The organism is Methylacidiphilum caldifontis (assembly GCF_017310505.1).
Lineage (GTDB): Bacteria > Verrucomicrobiota > Verrucomicrobiia > Methylacidiphilales > Methylacidiphilaceae > Methylacidiphilum > Methylacidiphilum caldifontis.
Window position 1 is genome coordinate 328417 of sequence record NZ_CP065957.1, and the last position, 15722, is coordinate 344138.

The 15722-nt window shown below is 38.3% G+C and carries 14 protein-coding genes; 10 read left to right on the forward strand and 4 right to left on the reverse strand.

The window, feature by feature from the left end; genetic code table 11:
- The first annotated feature begins 88 nt into the window (after nucleotides 1-88).
- Nucleotides 89-1954, forward strand: a complete 1866-nt coding sequence (treZ, locus tag IT6_RS01585; protein WP_206827140.1) for a malto-oligosyltrehalose trehalohydrolase — start codon at nucleotides 89-91, stop codon at nucleotides 1952-1954.
- An 8-nt stretch (nucleotides 1955-1962) separates the two neighbouring features.
- On the opposite strand, the gene treY is transcribed toward treZ, so the two are convergent.
- Nucleotides 1963-4767: a malto-oligosyltrehalose synthase gene (gene treY, locus IT6_RS01590; RefSeq protein ID WP_206827142.1), complete on the reverse strand. Its 2805-nt coding sequence runs from the start codon at nucleotides 4765-4767 to the stop codon at nucleotides 1963-1965.
- Nucleotides 4768-5140: 373 nt separating this feature from the next.
- On the opposite strand from treY, the gene pgi reads away from it, so the two are divergent.
- The 6 genes from pgi (at nucleotide 5141) to IT6_RS01620 (ending at nucleotide 9286) form a co-directional block, all read left to right on the forward strand.
- Nucleotides 5141-6796: a glucose-6-phosphate isomerase gene (gene pgi / locus IT6_RS01595; protein WP_206827144.1), complete on the forward strand. Its 1656-nt coding sequence runs from the start codon at nucleotides 5141-5143 to the stop codon at nucleotides 6794-6796.
- Between the two features lie 105 nt (nucleotides 6797-6901).
- Nucleotides 6902-7576, forward strand: coding sequence for a TraR/DksA family transcriptional regulator (locus IT6_RS01600; RefSeq protein ID WP_206827146.1), 675 nt, complete (start codon nucleotides 6902-6904; stop codon nucleotides 7574-7576).
- 22 nt (nucleotides 7577-7598) lie between these two features.
- Nucleotides 7599-7850 carry a 30S ribosomal protein S18 gene (gene rpsR, locus IT6_RS01605; RefSeq protein ID WP_242524279.1) on the forward strand — a complete coding sequence of 84 codons (252 nt, stop codon included), beginning with the start codon at nucleotides 7599-7601 and terminating at the stop codon, nucleotides 7848-7850.
- Nucleotides 7851-7859: 9 nt separating this feature from the next.
- Nucleotides 7860-8123, forward strand: coding sequence for a 50S ribosomal protein L28 (rpmB, locus tag IT6_RS01610; protein WP_134440117.1), 264 nt, complete (start codon nucleotides 7860-7862; stop codon nucleotides 8121-8123).
- Between the two features lie 33 nt (nucleotides 8124-8156).
- Nucleotides 8157-8360 (forward strand): hypothetical protein, encoded by a 204-nt coding sequence (locus IT6_RS01615; protein ID WP_134440118.1) that lies wholly within the window; start codon nucleotides 8157-8159, stop codon nucleotides 8358-8360.
- A 29-nt stretch (nucleotides 8361-8389) separates the two neighbouring features.
- Nucleotides 8390-9286 (forward strand): Kdo hydroxylase family protein, encoded by an 897-nt coding sequence (locus IT6_RS01620; protein ID WP_242524280.1) that lies wholly within the window; start codon nucleotides 8390-8392, stop codon nucleotides 9284-9286.
- 72 nt (nucleotides 9287-9358) lie between these two features.
- Here IT6_RS01620 and IT6_RS01625 read toward each other — a convergent pair whose 3' ends face one another.
- Nucleotides 9359-9928: a bactofilin family protein gene (locus tag IT6_RS01625; RefSeq protein WP_206827150.1), complete on the reverse strand. Its 570-nt coding sequence runs from the start codon at nucleotides 9926-9928 to the stop codon at nucleotides 9359-9361.
- Nucleotides 9929-10052: 124 nt separating this feature from the next.
- Between IT6_RS01625 and IT6_RS01630 the strand changes: the two genes are divergently transcribed.
- The gene (locus tag IT6_RS01630) at nucleotides 10053-10364 is read left to right on the forward strand and encodes a hypothetical protein (protein ID WP_134440121.1); all 312 of its coding nucleotides are present in this window, start codon (nucleotides 10053-10055) and stop codon (nucleotides 10362-10364) included.
- An 8-nt stretch (nucleotides 10365-10372) separates the two neighbouring features.
- On the opposite strand, the gene IT6_RS01635 is transcribed toward IT6_RS01630, so the two are convergent.
- The gene (locus tag IT6_RS01635; RefSeq protein ID WP_134440122.1) at nucleotides 10373-11731 is read right to left on the reverse strand and encodes an aspartate aminotransferase family protein; all 1359 of its coding nucleotides are present in this window, start codon (nucleotides 11729-11731) and stop codon (nucleotides 10373-10375) included.
- 107 nt (nucleotides 11732-11838) lie between these two features.
- Here IT6_RS01635 and pdhA point away from each other — a divergent pair, with 107 nt between their 5' ends.
- Complete coding sequence (pdhA, locus tag IT6_RS01640) at nucleotides 11839-12915, forward strand: pyruvate dehydrogenase (acetyl-transferring) E1 component subunit alpha (RefSeq protein ID WP_134440123.1); 1077 nt, start codon at nucleotides 11839-11841, stop codon at nucleotides 12913-12915.
- Between the two features lie 14 nt (nucleotides 12916-12929).
- Nucleotides 12930-13907: an alpha-ketoacid dehydrogenase subunit beta gene (locus IT6_RS01645; protein ID WP_134440124.1), complete on the forward strand. Its 978-nt coding sequence runs from the start codon at nucleotides 12930-12932 to the stop codon at nucleotides 13905-13907.
- Nucleotides 13908-13922: 15 nt separating this feature from the next.
- On the opposite strand, the gene IT6_RS01650 is transcribed toward IT6_RS01645, so the two are convergent.
- Complete coding sequence (locus tag IT6_RS01650; protein WP_242524281.1) at nucleotides 13923-15605, reverse strand: tetratricopeptide repeat protein; 1683 nt, start codon at nucleotides 15603-15605, stop codon at nucleotides 13923-13925.
- Nucleotides 15606-15722 lie beyond the last annotated feature (117 nt).

The window sequence follows — 15722 nt, forward strand, 5'->3', positions numbered from 1 at the left end:
CATGCTAGATTCCATTTGTAATAACTCTTTAAAATAACCCGCGCGAGATTAAACCCTTAACTTTGGGTTTATTTTCTTATGATTTCTTATGAACAATCTTGTCGAAAACATCATTCCCGTGGGAGCGATTCCGAGTAGCGATGAAATTCATTTTACCGTCTGGGGACCTTTTCTCCATGACTGCAAGGTTCATCTTTATGAACCGCAAGAGACCGTAATTCCCATGGAAAAAAACAAGAGGGGTTACTGGAATAGCGTTTTTAAAATTACTGAACATCACCAAAAAATAACCTACAAATACCTGATTAATGAAAAGGAAGAATATCCTGATCCAGCTTCAAGATATCAACCCTTTGGAGTTCATGAACGTTCAGAGGTTATTCAGTTTGATAATACACAAAATCCGCAGGACTATTCCCTAAGACCCAAACTAGAGGATTACGTGATCTACGAACTCCATGTTGGGACGTTCACTCCACAAGGGACTTTCGAAGCAATAATTCCTAGGATTGCCAAATTGAAAGACTTAGGAGTTAACAGCATTGAAATCATGCCTGTAGCCCAATTTCCAGGAAAAAGAAACTGGGGCTACGATGGGGTTTATCCTTTTGCTGTACAAAATAGTTATGGGGGGCCATGGGGGCTTAGAAAACTTGTAAACCATTGTCATCAAATGGGCATAGCGGTTATTTTAGATGTAGTTTACAATCATCTTGGTCCTGAAGGTAATTATCTGTCCAAATTCGGTCCTTATTTTACATCCAAATATAAAACTCCTTGGGGAGAGGCGATTAATTATGATGATGCTTTTTGTGATGAAGTCAGAAATTATTTCATATACAATGCACTCTACTGGTTTACTGAGTTCGATATTGATGCTTTGCGGCTAGATGCCATTCATGCCATTTACGATGAGAGTGCCTATCTTTTTCTTGAAGAGTTGGCAGATAAAGTCAAAGAATATGATCTGAAAACTAACCAAACTCATTTTTTAATTGTTGAAAGCGATAGGAACGATCCCCGGTTCATCTATCCAAAAGCAGAGGGTGGATATTCATTGCATGCTCAATGGTGTGATGATTTTCATCATGCACTTCATGCCTACATCACCGGTGAAAAAAACGGTTATTATGCCGATTTCGGCTCCCTTGCTCAGTTGGCAAAAGCTTATCAGCAAGGTTACGTTATGGATGGTTGTTATTCTTCTTATCGTAAGCGCAAACATGGTAGAAAGCCGCAAAAGGCAAACAGAGGGCAGTTGATCGTTTTTTCTCAAAATCATGATCAAGTGGGAAACCGTTTTAGGGGAGAAAGACTTTCCATCCTCGTCAGTTTTGAAGAACTCAAGATCATAGCCGCTTTAACCCTTTTCTCTGGTTTCATACCTCTTCTGTTTATGGGTGAAGAATATGGAGAAAAAAATCCTTTCTGCTATTTTGTAGATCATGGAGATCCTGCTCTTCTCCAGGCGGTTCGAGAAGGAAGAAAAAGAGAATTCCAAGCTTTTTATGGAGATCAAGATGGATATGACCCTACGATAGAGGAAACATTTAAAAAGTCTATCATTCAATGGGAACTCCATCAAAAGGATAAACATGCACTCCTCTGGTCAGTGTATAAGGAATGTCTAACCCTGCGAAAAAAGCTTAAAATCCTTCAACCTCTCTCCAATATATCTCCAAAGGTTTATTTTAACGAAAAAGAAAAAATCTTTTCTTTTCTATTTGAAAACGAAGAAGAAAAAATCATTGGGCTGACCAATTTTGACTGCGTTGAAAGAACATTTGTTGTTGATCAGAGGTTAGAGCCTCTAGAAAAAATGCTTGATCTAGCAGAAGAAAAATGGAGTGGCCTCGGCTCCCTCTCTCCCAGTCGATTAATCGGAGAAAACCTTTCTGTTGGGGTTAATCCTAAAAATTTTGTGCTTTATTACAACCACAAAGATCTAGCTTAAATTAAAACTTACATTTTTTTTCCTTCTCCATACCACATACCAACAGGCAAAATATTTAAGGCCTCTGCTATCCTTACTTTTTTTTCCCACTTTCTTACACCCTCCTCTGCAATTAAAGATACCCATTCCACAGGAGCATCTTCAGGCAAAAAGACAGCGGTATCTTGCCAGATCTCTTGGCCCATAGGAAACTCTCCTTCCTGGCATAGCTCCGTACAAAACTTTGGGACAACAACCAAAGCCCACTTATTTTCAAAACACCTTAAAAAGGCAAATCCATTTCGGGATTTTGATCCCTTGATGATCAAAGGAATATAAGACTTGGAGCAGAAAACCTCTGGAAATTTTTTCCTCGCCTGCAACCCCTTGTAGGTAATCCACAACTTTATTCGACCATCCGTATAATTTTTGAGCATTTCTTGCACGAAAAACGCCTCATCTTTGATGGCCAAAAATTGGGCAAGGATTTTTTTTCTGGTATCAAAATCTATAGGACGACGGTTATCAGGATCGACAAAAGAAAAGTCCCAAAGTTCAGTACCCTGATAAAAATCGGGTATTCCAGGAGCAGAAAGCTTCAAAACAAGCTGTGAAAGGGAGTTTATGATACCAAAATGAGCGATCTTTTTTTGAAAAGGAATAAAAGCATCCCAAAATCGGGTATTGTTGGGATTTAATAATGATTCAATAAACTTACAACACTTTTCTTCATAGACAGTATTTGGATTTTGCCATCCAGAAAAGCTAGTTGCTTCTCTGCTTGCTTTTACAAAATACTGCTTAAAACGGTTTAAAAATTGATCGATTAGAGTTAAATCAAAAGGCAGATGGCCAACCAAACATTGATAGATAAAATATTCAGCATTAGCATCAGGTACTAAAATATTTCCAAGTCTTGATTTGTCTGCTTTATTAATTTCTCTCCATTGATAGAGGACCTTTTCCCATTCTAAAGGAATTTCGGATAAGACATTTATTCTTGCTCGAGCATCTTCTCCCCTTTTGGTATCATGGGTAGAGGTCGCATTAAAAGTAAAAGGCCACCAAATAGCTCTTTCGGTTAAAAAAGAATGGAAAGTTTCCGAACAGATACCGAAAATTGAAGGATCATTACCCACCTCATTAAGGGAAAGTAGCCTGTTATAAACATAAAACAGGCAGTCTTCCAAACCTTTTGCCATAAGCGGACAGCTAAGTTGTTGAAAACGCTTGATAAAATTTTCACGATCCTTTTCTTCACTTTCAGAAAAAGAATGTTCAATCTGCCGTAAAAAAAATTTAAGGATAAAATCGAGTTCAATGGATAGTTCAGGCAGGGTCTGTTTAGCTATGCCAACCGCTTCCTCCAAAAACATCTTGTCCTGCTTACTCATTTGACCATCGGAAATGTAGGTGCGATACACAGGAAAACAGGAAAGAACTTCAACGAGTGCTCTACGTATTCCATAAATGGTTACATCGGGGCCAAACCATAACCGAGAGCAAAGAGAATGTAGAATAAGTGCAATCCGATCAAGATCACCTGCAAGTCTTCGCCCTATAACAAACCTTTTCTTTTCCCGTAAAAGATCTTCATAATCTTGATCAATTCCCGTAAACTGACTATATATCCTATCTAAGATCGGACCGTTTTCGGGATTACAGAAAAGTTGGGTCAAAAGGGCTAAAAAATCATACCCTGTAGTTCCTTCAGCTTGCCATCTGATAGGAAGGGTTTCTTTTAAGGGACGCAGGATCTTTTCAACGATAGTATATGTAGCCGGAACCCGACGTCGAAGCATGACTAAATATTTTTCTGGATCAAGTAGTCCATCAATGTGATCGATACGCAAACCAGTGATTTTTCCCTCTTCGATCAACCTGAATATAAAGCTGTGGGCTTCTTCAAATACTTCTTCTTTTTCCATGCGTAGGGAAATAAGATCATTAATAGTAAAAAACCTTCTATAGTTGATCTCTTCGGAAGCCACTCTCCAGTGAGAAAAGCGAAAATATTGTTCGGAAAGCAGCTTATCCATCAGCAGGAAATGTTCGGGCTCTGTCTTATCTTTCGAATTGAAAAGCTCTATCGTTCGATCCATGCAAACCCTAATAAGAGAATTTTTAGTATACAATTCATTAAGCTCATACTTTATGAAAGAGACCTGTTCTAAACGTTCTTCAGTTGATCCCGAAGAACTGATATTTTTAATGGTATAGACAACACCCAAAAGTTTAAGATAATCTGGATCTTTAGTCTCTACCCTTCTTCGGATATTATCGAGGACAGAAGTAAGAATAGTCGCATAACTTTCTATTTTAAGCGGAAACTGAATGTTATAATAGCGGACGTAAAAAGAACCCGATTCAAATCCTAAGGTAATCTCACCCTTAAGTAGAGCTTCCCCATAATGTGGACCAAGAAAAGGAGCTAAGACCCTTCCTCTTAGAGATTCATAAGGATGATTCCATTCAATATCAAAAAATTCATAATAACGGGAATAGGGACCATGTTCGAAAATATCCATAAGCAAGCTGTTTTCCTTGCTATAGGCCATGTGGTTAGGAACGAAGTCTTGAATCCATCCCATGCCTTTTTCTTTTATGGCATAGACAAGCTGTTCAAATGCAGAATCATCCCCTAATTCAGGGTTTATAACGCTGTGGTCAACGACATCATAACCATGGGTACTCCCCGGTTTGGCTTTAGTGATAGGAGAAGCATAGATATCCGTTATTCCCAACAAAGAGATATATTCGATAATTGCCTGTAGTTTTTCGAAATTAAAGGAACTATTTAACTGTACCCTATAGGAAGAGAGTGGAATTCTCATGGTCGCTTTTCCTTACTATCCGCTATGGTCTTAACTATGGAACATTAGCGCTTATCTTCAATTTTACAAAAAGGAAAAGCAATACCGAATAAACGAAGACTAAAAAATATTTATTAATAATTTAGCATTGCATTTTTTAGCCATCATCACTATTCGGTCTCATACATAGGGAAACCAATAAATCATGCCCTTCAGCTCATTAAAGAAACTTCTTCTTAGGCAGAGCGTTTTTGTATGTAGCACCAAAAAGATGAGATTGATAGGATAACCCCATATTAAAGGATTGGATATCCAAAACCCTAGCTATAATCTCCTCTTTCAATGCGAATGAAAATTTTTTAATTTTGAAATAGAAATCTGAAAAGGAATTTTTATGAACAGCCCATTTAATTCTCCATTATGGAACGCCTTGGAAGAACATTACAAAAGTATTTCCCAACTTCATTTGCGTGATCTTTTTCATTCTGATCCCCAGAGATTCACAAAGTTTTCAATCTGTTGGAATGAGTTTCTCTTTGATTATTCGAAAAACAGACTGACCGAAAAAACCCTTTCTCTGCTCTTTCAACTAGCCAACGAAATCAATCTTTCTGAAAACATTGAAAAGATGTTCAGTGGACAAAAAATCAACTTCACTGAAAATAGGTCCGTTCTTCACATCGCTCTAAGAAATCGATCTGGTCAGCCAATTTATGTCGATGGCCGTAACGTCATGGATGAAGTTAAAAAAGTACTTGAGAAAATGAAAAATTTTTCTCTGGACATTAGATCACAACAATGGAGAGGCTACAGCGGAAAACCCATAAAATATATCGTTAATATCGGTATAGGGGGATCAGATCTTGGGCCAAGAATGGTCTGCCGTGCCCTCACTCCCTATGGGCATAAAGAAATAAAAGTGCATTTTGTTTCAAACATTGATGGCACGGATCTGGCTGAAGTTTTAAAAGCCGTTGAGCTTGATCAAACTCTTTTTATCGTTTCTTCCAAAACGTTTACAACCAAAGAGACTTTAACCAATGCTCAAACCGCTAGAAAAAAATTGATCGAGTATTTTGGGGGTGAAACCAAGGCCGTTGAAAAACATTTCGTAGCTGTATCTACAAATGAAAAAGCGGTGAAAGATTTTGGGATAAATCCCATCAACATGTTTGAGTTCTGGGATTGGGTGGGCGGAAGATTTTCTCTGTGGTCCGCTATAGGCCTCTCTATTGTTCTTTACATCGGAATGGAAAACTTTGAAGAGCTTTTATACGGAGCTTATCTTGCTGATGAACATTTTCGAAATACTCCTTTTGAAAAAAATATTCCCGTGATTATGGCTCTGCTTGGATTCTGGTATGGAAACTTTTTTGGAGCGGAAACTTATGGAATCTTTCCTTACGATCAATACTTAGAACTTTTGCCTAACTATCTGCAACAACTCTATATGGAAAGCAATGGGAAAAGAATCAATAAAGAGGGTAAGCTCATCCACTATCAGACTGGACCAATCTTGTGGGGTAATCCAGGAACTAATGGCCAACATTCTTTTTTCCAGCTTCTTCACCAGGGCACTCATCTTGTTCCCTCAGATTTCATAGCTCCTATAGAAACACATAATCCACTGGATAATCATCATCTTATTCTGCTTTCTAATTTTTTTGCCCAAACCGAAGCTCTCATGAAAGGGAAAACAGAAGAAGAAGTAAAAGAAGAAATGGAGAAAGCCAACTTAAGTGCTGATGAAATCAAAAGACTTCTGCCACACCGGTCATTTCCAGGTAATAGACCCTCAAATTCCATTCTCATTACGAAAATTACCCCAAAAACATTGGGCTCCCTGATTGCCTTTTACGAACATAGCATCTTCGTCCAGGGATTACTTTGGAACATAAACTCATTTGATCAATGGGGAGTTGAACTCGGTAAACAGCTAGCTACAAAAATAGAAAAAGAGCTTGCTAGCGGCTCTTTGGTTTCCGAACATGACTGCTCGACAAAAGGATTAATCGAACATTATTTGAGAGAATCTAGGGTAAAATTTTAAAAAAATTGATCTCATAGAAATAATTAGTAGTTGCCGAAGAAAAAAAAGAAAATAATCTTAATCTAAAAAAAACCTTATATTTGTAGTACAATAAACTATAAGAACATGAGTATTAAAAAGAAAAAGACAAAAGGAACAGTCGAGAAGAAAGAAACAGAGGTAAAAAAGGAATCTGTTTTAAATACAAATTCTACGACAAACTTAGACAAACCAAAAGAAAACGACAAGTCTATGAGTAATTCTCTAGAAAAGATTAACATGGCTGATCCGAATCTTACAATTATGGATTTGTCTGAAGAAGAGAGACAAGAATTTCTAAGGTTGCAGAAGGAGAGACTTTTGGACTTACGTGAACAAATCATATATCAGATGGAAGGGGTTTCTTCTGATGTCTTGAAGTCTAGACCTGAAGGAGGTGAATCTACAGGTTTTGGAGTCCACCAAGCGGATGCGGGAACTGACGTTTATGATAGAGATTTTGCCTTGAGTTTACTTTCCCAGGAAAATGACTCCCTTATTGAAATTGATGACAGTTTGAAAAGAATAGAAGACAACTCTTATGGTATCTGTCAAATGTGTGGCAAACCAATCCCCATTATCCGACTTCAGGCCATTCCTTATGCTCGCTTCACTGTGGATTGTCAACGGCAATTAGAGAAAGAAAAGATGTACCAGCTGCGGAAAAGATGGGAGTCGGTTCCACAATTTGCTGATAGTGAAGAACTCCTAGAAGAAGAACAGGGAGAAGAAGAGGAGGAAAAAAAGGAAAAAGGCGAATAAAGCAATGTAAAAAGGTGAGTTTATGGGAAGAAACAGTAGTAATTTAAAAGAAAAAAAGAGGAAAAAAAGGCTTTTAACTCCACCTCGGACAGTTAAAAAAAGGGTGGATATTGATGCAGAAGCTATCGATTTTCGCAACGTTGAACTTCTAAAAAGATTCGTTACAGAAAATGGAAGAATTCTACCCCGGAGAATAACGGGTTTGCCCGCAAAACTCCATCGGCGGTTGAGTAAAGAAATTAAAAAAGCCAGAAACGTGTTGCTAATGAAATAAGGAGAAGTTATGTCTAAAATTTGTCCTATCCTCAATGTACGACCTGCTCGAGGGAGAAAAATAATAAGAAAAGGTAAAGCCAAAAAAAAGGGAGGAATTGGTTTACATACAACGGGAAATACTCCCCGGCTGTTTCTTCCTAACATAAGGAATAAAAAGCTTTTCATTCCTGAATTAGCTAAAAAGGTTAATTTAAGACTTTCTGCAAGGGCTTTAAAAACCTTGATGAAAAAAGGGACTTATACTATTTTAAAAGAAAAAGGTCTGATTTAACCCCAAAACAGAACTCAAAGAAAAGGTGTTTTTATGGCCTATCAAGTTGTTAGCAAAAAGTCAGGTAAAACCTATTATCTTCATTCCAGAGAACAGGTTCTTAGAAATGGACATAAGGTAACCCTTTACTATTTTTCTACTCAAATTGGAGATGGAGCTCTTGATGCCTTGCCTAATGGTTATATGGTTACCGAAAGCGAGCGTACGGGGCTACCCATTCTAAAGAAAAAAAGATAATTTTTAGCTTTACATTTATGGAACCCTCGATGGAAGAGTCGCCTATCATTCAATTTGATACCGAAAATTGGGATTTAGAGTTTACAAAAGAGATACAGGAAAAAGCGATTGAAGGACTGGAAAATGGGTCTGTCCTTTTTTTTCCCAAGCTCAACTTTCCTCTGCTTGATGAAGAAAAGAAGTTTCTCGACCCTGCATGGGTAAGTGGAGCAAAGAATATCAGCTTTGACCCAAGGAGCTCTACCCTTAAAGGTGTAGAAGGAAAACATGAAGATCTAAAATTACTCAGTGGCCTGTTGAAAAGGTATGCGGATAAAACAAGAAATTTTCTCCATCTCCTTTTTCCCTTTTACGGCTCTTCTTTAAAGATTGCTCGAACAAGTTTTCGACCTGTAGAAATATCAGGCCGTGCGACATCTGCTCGAAAAGATGATACAAGGTTGCATGTCGATGCTTTCCCTTCAAGCCCCACTGGAGGTGAAAGAATTTTAAGGGTATTTTCCAATATAAATCCCCATGGTAAGCCAAGAAATTGGAGGATAGGTGAACCCTTCCAAAATTATCTTAAACACCTTCTTCCCCAGCTGTCGCCTCCTACTCCTGGAAAGCGTTTTTTCCTTTATCTTTTTGGAATTACCAAAGGATATAGAAGTTTATACGACCATTATATGCTTGAGTTGCATGATAAAGGGAAACTTGATCTGCAGTACCAAAAAAACTCTCCTCAAGTTGCTTTTGAATTCCCCGCAGGCAGTACATGGATAGTTTTTACTGATCAGGTCCTTCATGCGGTAGATAAAGGACAATTTCTTTTAGAGCAGACTTTTCATATCAAAGTCGATGCACTTAAGCATCCAGAGAAATCCCCTCTAAAGCTTCTCGAAACTGCCTTAAACAAAAAGCTTATAACCGCAGATACATTCTAGCTCGGTTTATTGAAATAACCCCACCCAGCTGAATTGTTTTAAATAAAAATTCTGAAATTCAAACAAAGACTTTTATGATTGAGCAATACATTCACATTTTCCAATAAGCATTGCTCCTTCTTCAACTTTAAGTTTTCTTGTCTTGACATCCCCTAAAACTTCCGATCCCGCTTTAAGTTCAGTTAAATGGGTAGCATTAATATTACCAGAAAAATGTCCAAAAACGAGTATATTTCCCACTTCAATGTTCGCTTTGACAATTGCTTTTTGTCCAATAATAAGCGTACCTTCCTTTGAAAAGATTTCTCCTTCAAAACACCCATTTAAAATTAATTGGTTTTGAAAAGCTAACGATCCAAAAAGTTTCGACTCTAAAGCAACAATGTTCTGTTGCCGATCTTTCTCTTTAGTCTGTTCTTCATTAAAATCTTTTTTTTGTTCGGATATCAAAGCTGGTTTTTGAACTAAGGCTTCTTTGTCTTTCTCTTTCTGCCTATATTCTTCTTTTTCTTTTATTTCTTTTACTGAAAGAGGATTTTCCAGTGATGGAGCAGCAGGAGGAGACCCTAAGGGTTCAGGCGGGATAACTTTTGCTGGCTGGGGTTTAGTCGAATCGCTTTTTCTAAGAAAATTTCCAATCATAAGCCATTTTCCTTTACACCTAATGAAGTTAAAGAAGTTAAAAGCCTTTGCCAACTTTTTTCTCTTTTTAAAAAGAGTTTTTTGACTTTATTCTCTATATCCTGAAAGATAAAGTATCTCCTCTATGATCCATCATCTGTGTCTATTGACTTCTCAAAAAATTTCTTCTTCTGAACAAATAGATAATTTAATGATTGAAACCCGATTACGTCTTCTCAAGATACCTGAAGTCATGAATTTAAGAGTGGGCAAGAGCATCCAGCCGAATAATAGTTATTTTTTCTTTTTTTCTTTCGATGTTGATTCCCTGGAAAAATTAGAACTGATCAAACAAAGTGCCTATTATTATCAATTTGAAAAACAGATTTTATCTCCTCTTTCGGCAACCAAGACTGAATATAATTTCGAGATGGAGCCCAAAAAAGAGACAGATTAAATCCAATTTCATGATTCTTCTTTTAATATCCCCTTTATCACCTTTTCCAGGGTTTTCCCAACCCAGGATAGTTGTTTAAAGTTAATCGTTAAAGGAGGCGTAAAGGATAAAACATTTCTATCTGGACCTTCAGTCAGGATGAGGATTCCTTCATCGAGCATGCGAGTTGTTATCTTTAAGGCCAGATCAGTAGCGGGCCGACCCATCTGATCTACCACATCAACTCCTAAAAACAACCCTTTGCCTCGAGGGTTTTTAAGGCAATCCCACTGTTTTGCTAGTTTTTTAAGAAGCTCCAAAAAATACTCTCCCTTTTCGTTGAGGTGGAGATCCTCGTTTCTTTCTTCCAACTCTTTTATCTGTTCAATCGCCATGCGACATCCTAAGGGATGCCCTAAAAAAGTGGACGTATGAATAGCTTCTCCTCCATTTTCTGGCCAGCTATCCATGATGTCCTCCTTCCCTATACAAGCAGATATAGGGAATCCGCCCGCCATAGACTTTCCTAGACAAATAATGTCTGGAACAACCCCAGACCAATCGCAGCCAAACCTTTTAGCTGTACGATAAAGTCCTGTAAAAATCTCATCAGCAATAAGCAAAACATTATTTTGCCTGCCGACTTTAGCTAAAAGGGGAAGAAACCAATCTGGCGGCTCGATAATTCCTCCTCTTCCTTGAATAGGTTCGAATAGAATAGCTGCACAACGATCTCCAATGGCACTTTTTAACTTTTCTTCAAAAAAGGGTTCACAGCCACAACCTTGATGATTTAATCCTTTGGGTTTATGGGGACAATGATAACAATCTGGATAAGGAACAAAATTTGCGCAGCCATAATACAATCCATTATAGGGCTTGGAAAAATAGGGCAATCCGTTCACTCCTAAAGTTCCAAGGGAAAGTCCATGATAAGCCCCCTTGAAAGCAACAAACTTTTCCTTTTTCGTATAAAAAAAAGCGGTTTTTAAAGCCGCCTCTACAGCATCACTTCCTGTACAACCAAGGATGACTTTGCCCCTCTGATTTATCCATTTTTCATAAGTGATCTTAGAAAGCAACCGACAGAGCTCAATTTTATCTTTTGAGGGATAAACATCACCTAAAACATGCCAAAGTTCCTTCAACTGTTTTAAAACAGAACGATAAACTTTAGAAGGTCGATGCCCTAAAGCGGCAACCCCAAAGCCAGCAGTTAGATCTAAATATTTGTTGCCATCAACATCCCAAAAATAGATTCCCTTTGACTTACTCAAAAATATAGGGCTTTGAGCCGAAATAGAGGTAATGTTTCGACATTCGTACTGAGAAAGTTCAAAAGAAAGTGCTTGAGATTGTTTTCTTGATATATGTTTTTTTTCTTCCATTAATAAAAATTTATAAAAAAAAAGTGGAATGGATACTGCTTTTCGGCTTATAGAAACATTTATTATTTAAATTTTTTATAGTATAATAAAATTAAAAAGGAATTCCTATGGTAGAAGTAAACAGATCCCCATCGGCGACATTACTTGATGAAGAAGTAACGAAGAGCGGATTGTTTGAATTATCTCCTGAAATCCGACTCGACCTTTATAAAAAAATGGTTTTGATTCGTCGGTTTGAAGAAAAATCTGCTCAATCATTTATGCAAGCAAAGATCAAAGGGTTTTGTCATCTTTATATTGGTCAGGAGGCCTTGGCGGTAGGCGTCTGTTCTTCGCTTAAAGCTACAGATGTGGTTATCACCTCTTATAGAGATCATGGCATAGCTTTAGCTCGTGGGGTACCTCCTAAGAACTGCATGGCTGAACTTTATGGAAAAGCCACGGGAACATCTAAGGGAATGGGAGGGTCCATGCATCTTTTTGACAAAGAAAGAAGGTTCTATGGAGGACATGCGATCGTGGCTGCTCATTGTCCTCTTGCTGCGGGCATAGCTTTTGCTCAGAAATATCGCAAGGAAAAAAACATAACTCTTTGTTTGCTGGGTGATGGAGCTGTCAATCAAGGGGTATTTCATGAAACTCTTAATCTTGTTTCTTTATGGAAACTGCCGGTAGTTTTTATCATCGAAAACAACGAATATGCTATGGGTACCGAAATTCACAGATCAACGGCAGGCCTTCCCTTAGTCAAGAAATCAGCTGCCTACGATATGGCAGGGATGGTTACTGACGGGATGGATGTGGAAGAAGTGAGAGCTAAAGTCCTTGAAGCGGTCAACCTTGCTCGAAATGAAAATTGCCCTGTTTTAATTGAAGCCAGGACCTATAGATTTAGAGGCCATTCGATGTCAGATCCGGACACATATCGAACCAAAGAAGAGATTGCGGAAGCCAAAAAAAGAGATCCCCTATTCTTATACAGCCAGAAACTCCAGGAGCAGGGTATTCTGACTGCTGACCTCGTTACCCGCATAGATAAAGAAATAAAGAGAATTATTCAAGAAGCCGTTCAATTTGCAGAATCTAGTCCTGAACCCGACCTTTCTTTGGCTAGGGAAATTTGCTTTGCAAATGAAGACCAGATTGAACCCGTAGAAAGACCCTTTTATGGATACTATAATTAACTAGAAGGAGAAAAATGGCTACCCTTACTTACAGACAGGCTCTTAACGAGGCATTAAACGAAGAACTTGAACGGGACAGCTCGGTGTTTCTCATTGGCGAAGAGGTAGGAGAATACGAAGGAGCGTTTAAAGTTTCCCAGGGACTTCTAAAAAAATATGGATCCGGACGTATCATTGACACACCTATATCTGAGGGGGGTTTTGTTGGTCTAGCTGTAGGAGCGGCTATGTATGGACTTAGACCTATAGTCGAATTCATGAACTGGAGCTTTGCATTGGTTGCTTTTGACCAGATCATAAACAATGCCGGAGCCATTCGGTTTATGTCCGGTGGACAATTTTCTTTACCCATTGTATTTAGAGGGCCTTCAGGCGGCGGAACTCAAATTGGAGCAACTCATTCCCATTCCTTGGAAAGCTGGATTGCCAATGTCCCCACTTTTACGGTCATCAATCCCGCATTTCCTGCTGATGCTAAAGGACTATTGAAGAGTGCCATTCGCTCCAACAATCCGGTCTGTTTTTTTGAAGGAGAAAGGCTTTATGGCATTAATGGAGAGGTCCCAGAAGAAAATGACTTTCTAGTTCCTATTGGCAAAGCCCATATTATCATGGAAGGTAAAGATGTAACGGTTGTCTCTAGCGGATATTCAACCCATGTCGTACTGAAAGCAACAGAAGAGCTTTCTAAGGAGAATATCTCTGTTGAACTTATCGATCTGCGCACTATAAAACCTTACGATTTCGATCTCTTAGCTGCTTCCTTAAAAAAGACAAATAGGTTGGTCATTGTTGAGGAAGGAAAGCCATTTGCTGGTTGGGGAGCTCAAATTGCTTATGACGTCCAAAGGCTTCTTTTTGATGAGCTCGATGCTCCTATTTATAGAGTATCGAATTTAGATATTCCTAATCCCTACAATGGACCATTGGAACAAGAGGTTCTCCCTAATCCTCGTCGGGTGATTAAAGCTGTCCATGAGGTATTGGGCTAAAATAGACATTTTAAATTATTTCTGAGTATCAGAATAACCCATTTTTTGTTCTAGACGCTCATCTTTAGGTATACCCAGTGAAAGAGCATTTTTGTAGTGCTCTTTAGCTTGGGCCAACAAAGGGGGTTTACAAGACACATAAACCAAGGCTAGATCAAAATGCGCCATTCCATCATAAGGATTTAATTCTATAGCTTTTTTTAATTCTCTTGCAGCAAGCAGTTCTAATCCCCTCGCCTTGTAAATTTCCCCAAGCTCTTTTCTGAGTTTGGCATTTTGGGGATCTAATTTAACAGCTTTTTCTACGACCTCCGTTGCAGCGGCATAAGCTCCACTCTGGAAATAGATCTGACCTAAAAGAGCATAAGCCATGGGATCATGGGGAAGATACTCAACAGCTCTTTTCAAATAAACTGAAGCTTCAGAATTTCTTTCTTTTGCCATCGCAACAAGTCCCAAATTGAGCCAACCAATACCATTAGAAGGATCGAGTGCCAAAATTCTTTTGTAAATCTCATAAGCTTCTTCGTATCTTTTCTCACTGTAGAGCTTAGCCCCTTGATCAAACAACTCCTGAATTTCTTGCAAAACCGAACCTTTTCGCATGGCCACTGTTTGCTGATGAGGAAAAATTTTCTCATGCTTAAAAGAAAAAGTGTCATGCATGCTGTCTCGGCTAAGGGTAGAAACTTTTTGAGACATTTTATCCAAGGCCCCATCCTCTTTTTCAGCTAAAAAAGCTAATAACCTGTTGGCTTTGGCCAATTCTTGACTTAAGGCTTCATTTTCCTGCTGAACCTTCTTTTGTTTTTCAGCAAGTTCAGAAACTGTTTTCTTAAGCAGCTCATTTTCTCGTGCTAGTATATCAAGCTGTCTGGATTCCAAACCCCTCGGAGAAGGAGCTTGGGGATTTTTGAATGTAGTATGCAGCTGTTGAAGCTCTTTTTTCAAATGGTCGTTTTCTTCCTTAAGTTGCTGAGCGGTTCTTTTTGCTTCAGCAAGGGCTTTCTGCAATTGATTAGTTAGATTTTGCCTGTTTTTTGCCTGGTCTTGTACCTTGGGCAGAAGGGAGATTTCTTTTGTCGTCATTCCTTGAAATTGGAAGTTTTTGCCCGCCTTGGGCTGTTCCATTTTGGATCTGGGTTGATTGTAAGGGAGATTCTCTAACAGGGCTTCTTTTTCTTTTTTCATGTTTTCCAACTGAGCTGTTAATTCTGCGATTTTGTTTTTGAGTGATTGTAACTCTTGTAGACTGACCTGTTGTTGAGGATTGATGAGGGGATTGCTTTCGGGGAGCTCTTCCTCTAGATACTTTTTTTTTACATCACTATTCTGAGCATTAATCCGCATTACAGAATCCAATTTTTCCTTAACGTACTTGGTACGATAGCGAACAATAGCCGATTCCCATTCAGGATAATTACTCTTTATGGAACCAAGAAGGTTATAAGCGATTTTATATTTTTTCTCCGCTTCTAAATAATTTTTTGAAACAAAGAGGCTATCAGCTTCCCGGGTTATAACATAAGCTTCTAAAAACCAATCTTGGGGAGTAGGAACTCCTTCTGCTCTTTTTTGCAGATATTCCAGGGTTTTTTTCGTTCGGCTTAGGCCTTTATCCACGAACAGAAAAGAAAAGAAAAAAAAACAAACCCATAGATAGGAACTAAAATGAAAAAACGACTGAGTCGAAGACACTAAAGCTTTATACCTCTTATTATATCCTGACATTTTTATTATACCCGAAAACTAGAAAGCAATAGAATATCTTTTGAAAAAAGAAAAGCTTCAAGCTTATTTCTTTTCTTATTCTTG

What these genes read in the sequence shown, in the direction of transcription:
- treZ (WP_206827140.1), top strand. Translation starts at nt 89, where the DNA reads ATGAACAATCTTGTCGAAAACATCATTCCCGTGGGAGCGATTCCGAGT.
- treY (WP_206827142.1), bottom strand. Translation starts at nt 4,767, where the DNA reads ATGAGAATTCCACTCTCTTCCTATAGGGTACAGTTAAATAGTTCCTTT.
- pgi (WP_206827144.1), top strand. Translation starts at nt 5,141, where the DNA reads ATGAACAGCCCATTTAATTCTCCATTATGGAACGCCTTGGAAGAACAT.
- IT6_RS01600 (WP_206827146.1), top strand. Translation starts at nt 6,902, where the DNA reads ATGAGTATTAAAAAGAAAAAGACAAAAGGAACAGTCGAGAAGAAAGAA.
- rpsR (WP_242524279.1), top strand. Translation starts at nt 7,599, where the DNA reads ATGGGAAGAAACAGTAGTAATTTAAAAGAAAAAAAGAGGAAAAAAAGG.
- rpmB (WP_134440117.1), top strand. Translation starts at nt 7,860, where the DNA reads ATGTCTAAAATTTGTCCTATCCTCAATGTACGACCTGCTCGAGGGAGA.
- IT6_RS01615 (WP_134440118.1), top strand. Translation starts at nt 8,157, where the DNA reads ATGGCCTATCAAGTTGTTAGCAAAAAGTCAGGTAAAACCTATTATCTT.
- IT6_RS01620 (WP_242524280.1), top strand. Translation starts at nt 8,390, where the DNA reads ATGGAAGAGTCGCCTATCATTCAATTTGATACCGAAAATTGGGATTTA.
- IT6_RS01625 (WP_206827150.1), bottom strand. Translation starts at nt 9,928, where the DNA reads ATGATTGGAAATTTTCTTAGAAAAAGCGATTCGACTAAACCCCAGCCA.
- IT6_RS01630 (WP_134440121.1), top strand. Translation starts at nt 10,053, where the DNA reads ATGATCCATCATCTGTGTCTATTGACTTCTCAAAAAATTTCTTCTTCT.
- IT6_RS01635 (WP_134440122.1), bottom strand. Translation starts at nt 11,731, where the DNA reads ATGGAAGAAAAAAAACATATATCAAGAAAACAATCTCAAGCACTTTCT.
- pdhA (WP_134440123.1), top strand. Translation starts at nt 11,839, where the DNA reads ATGGTAGAAGTAAACAGATCCCCATCGGCGACATTACTTGATGAAGAA.
- IT6_RS01645 (WP_134440124.1), top strand. Translation starts at nt 12,930, where the DNA reads ATGGCTACCCTTACTTACAGACAGGCTCTTAACGAGGCATTAAACGAA.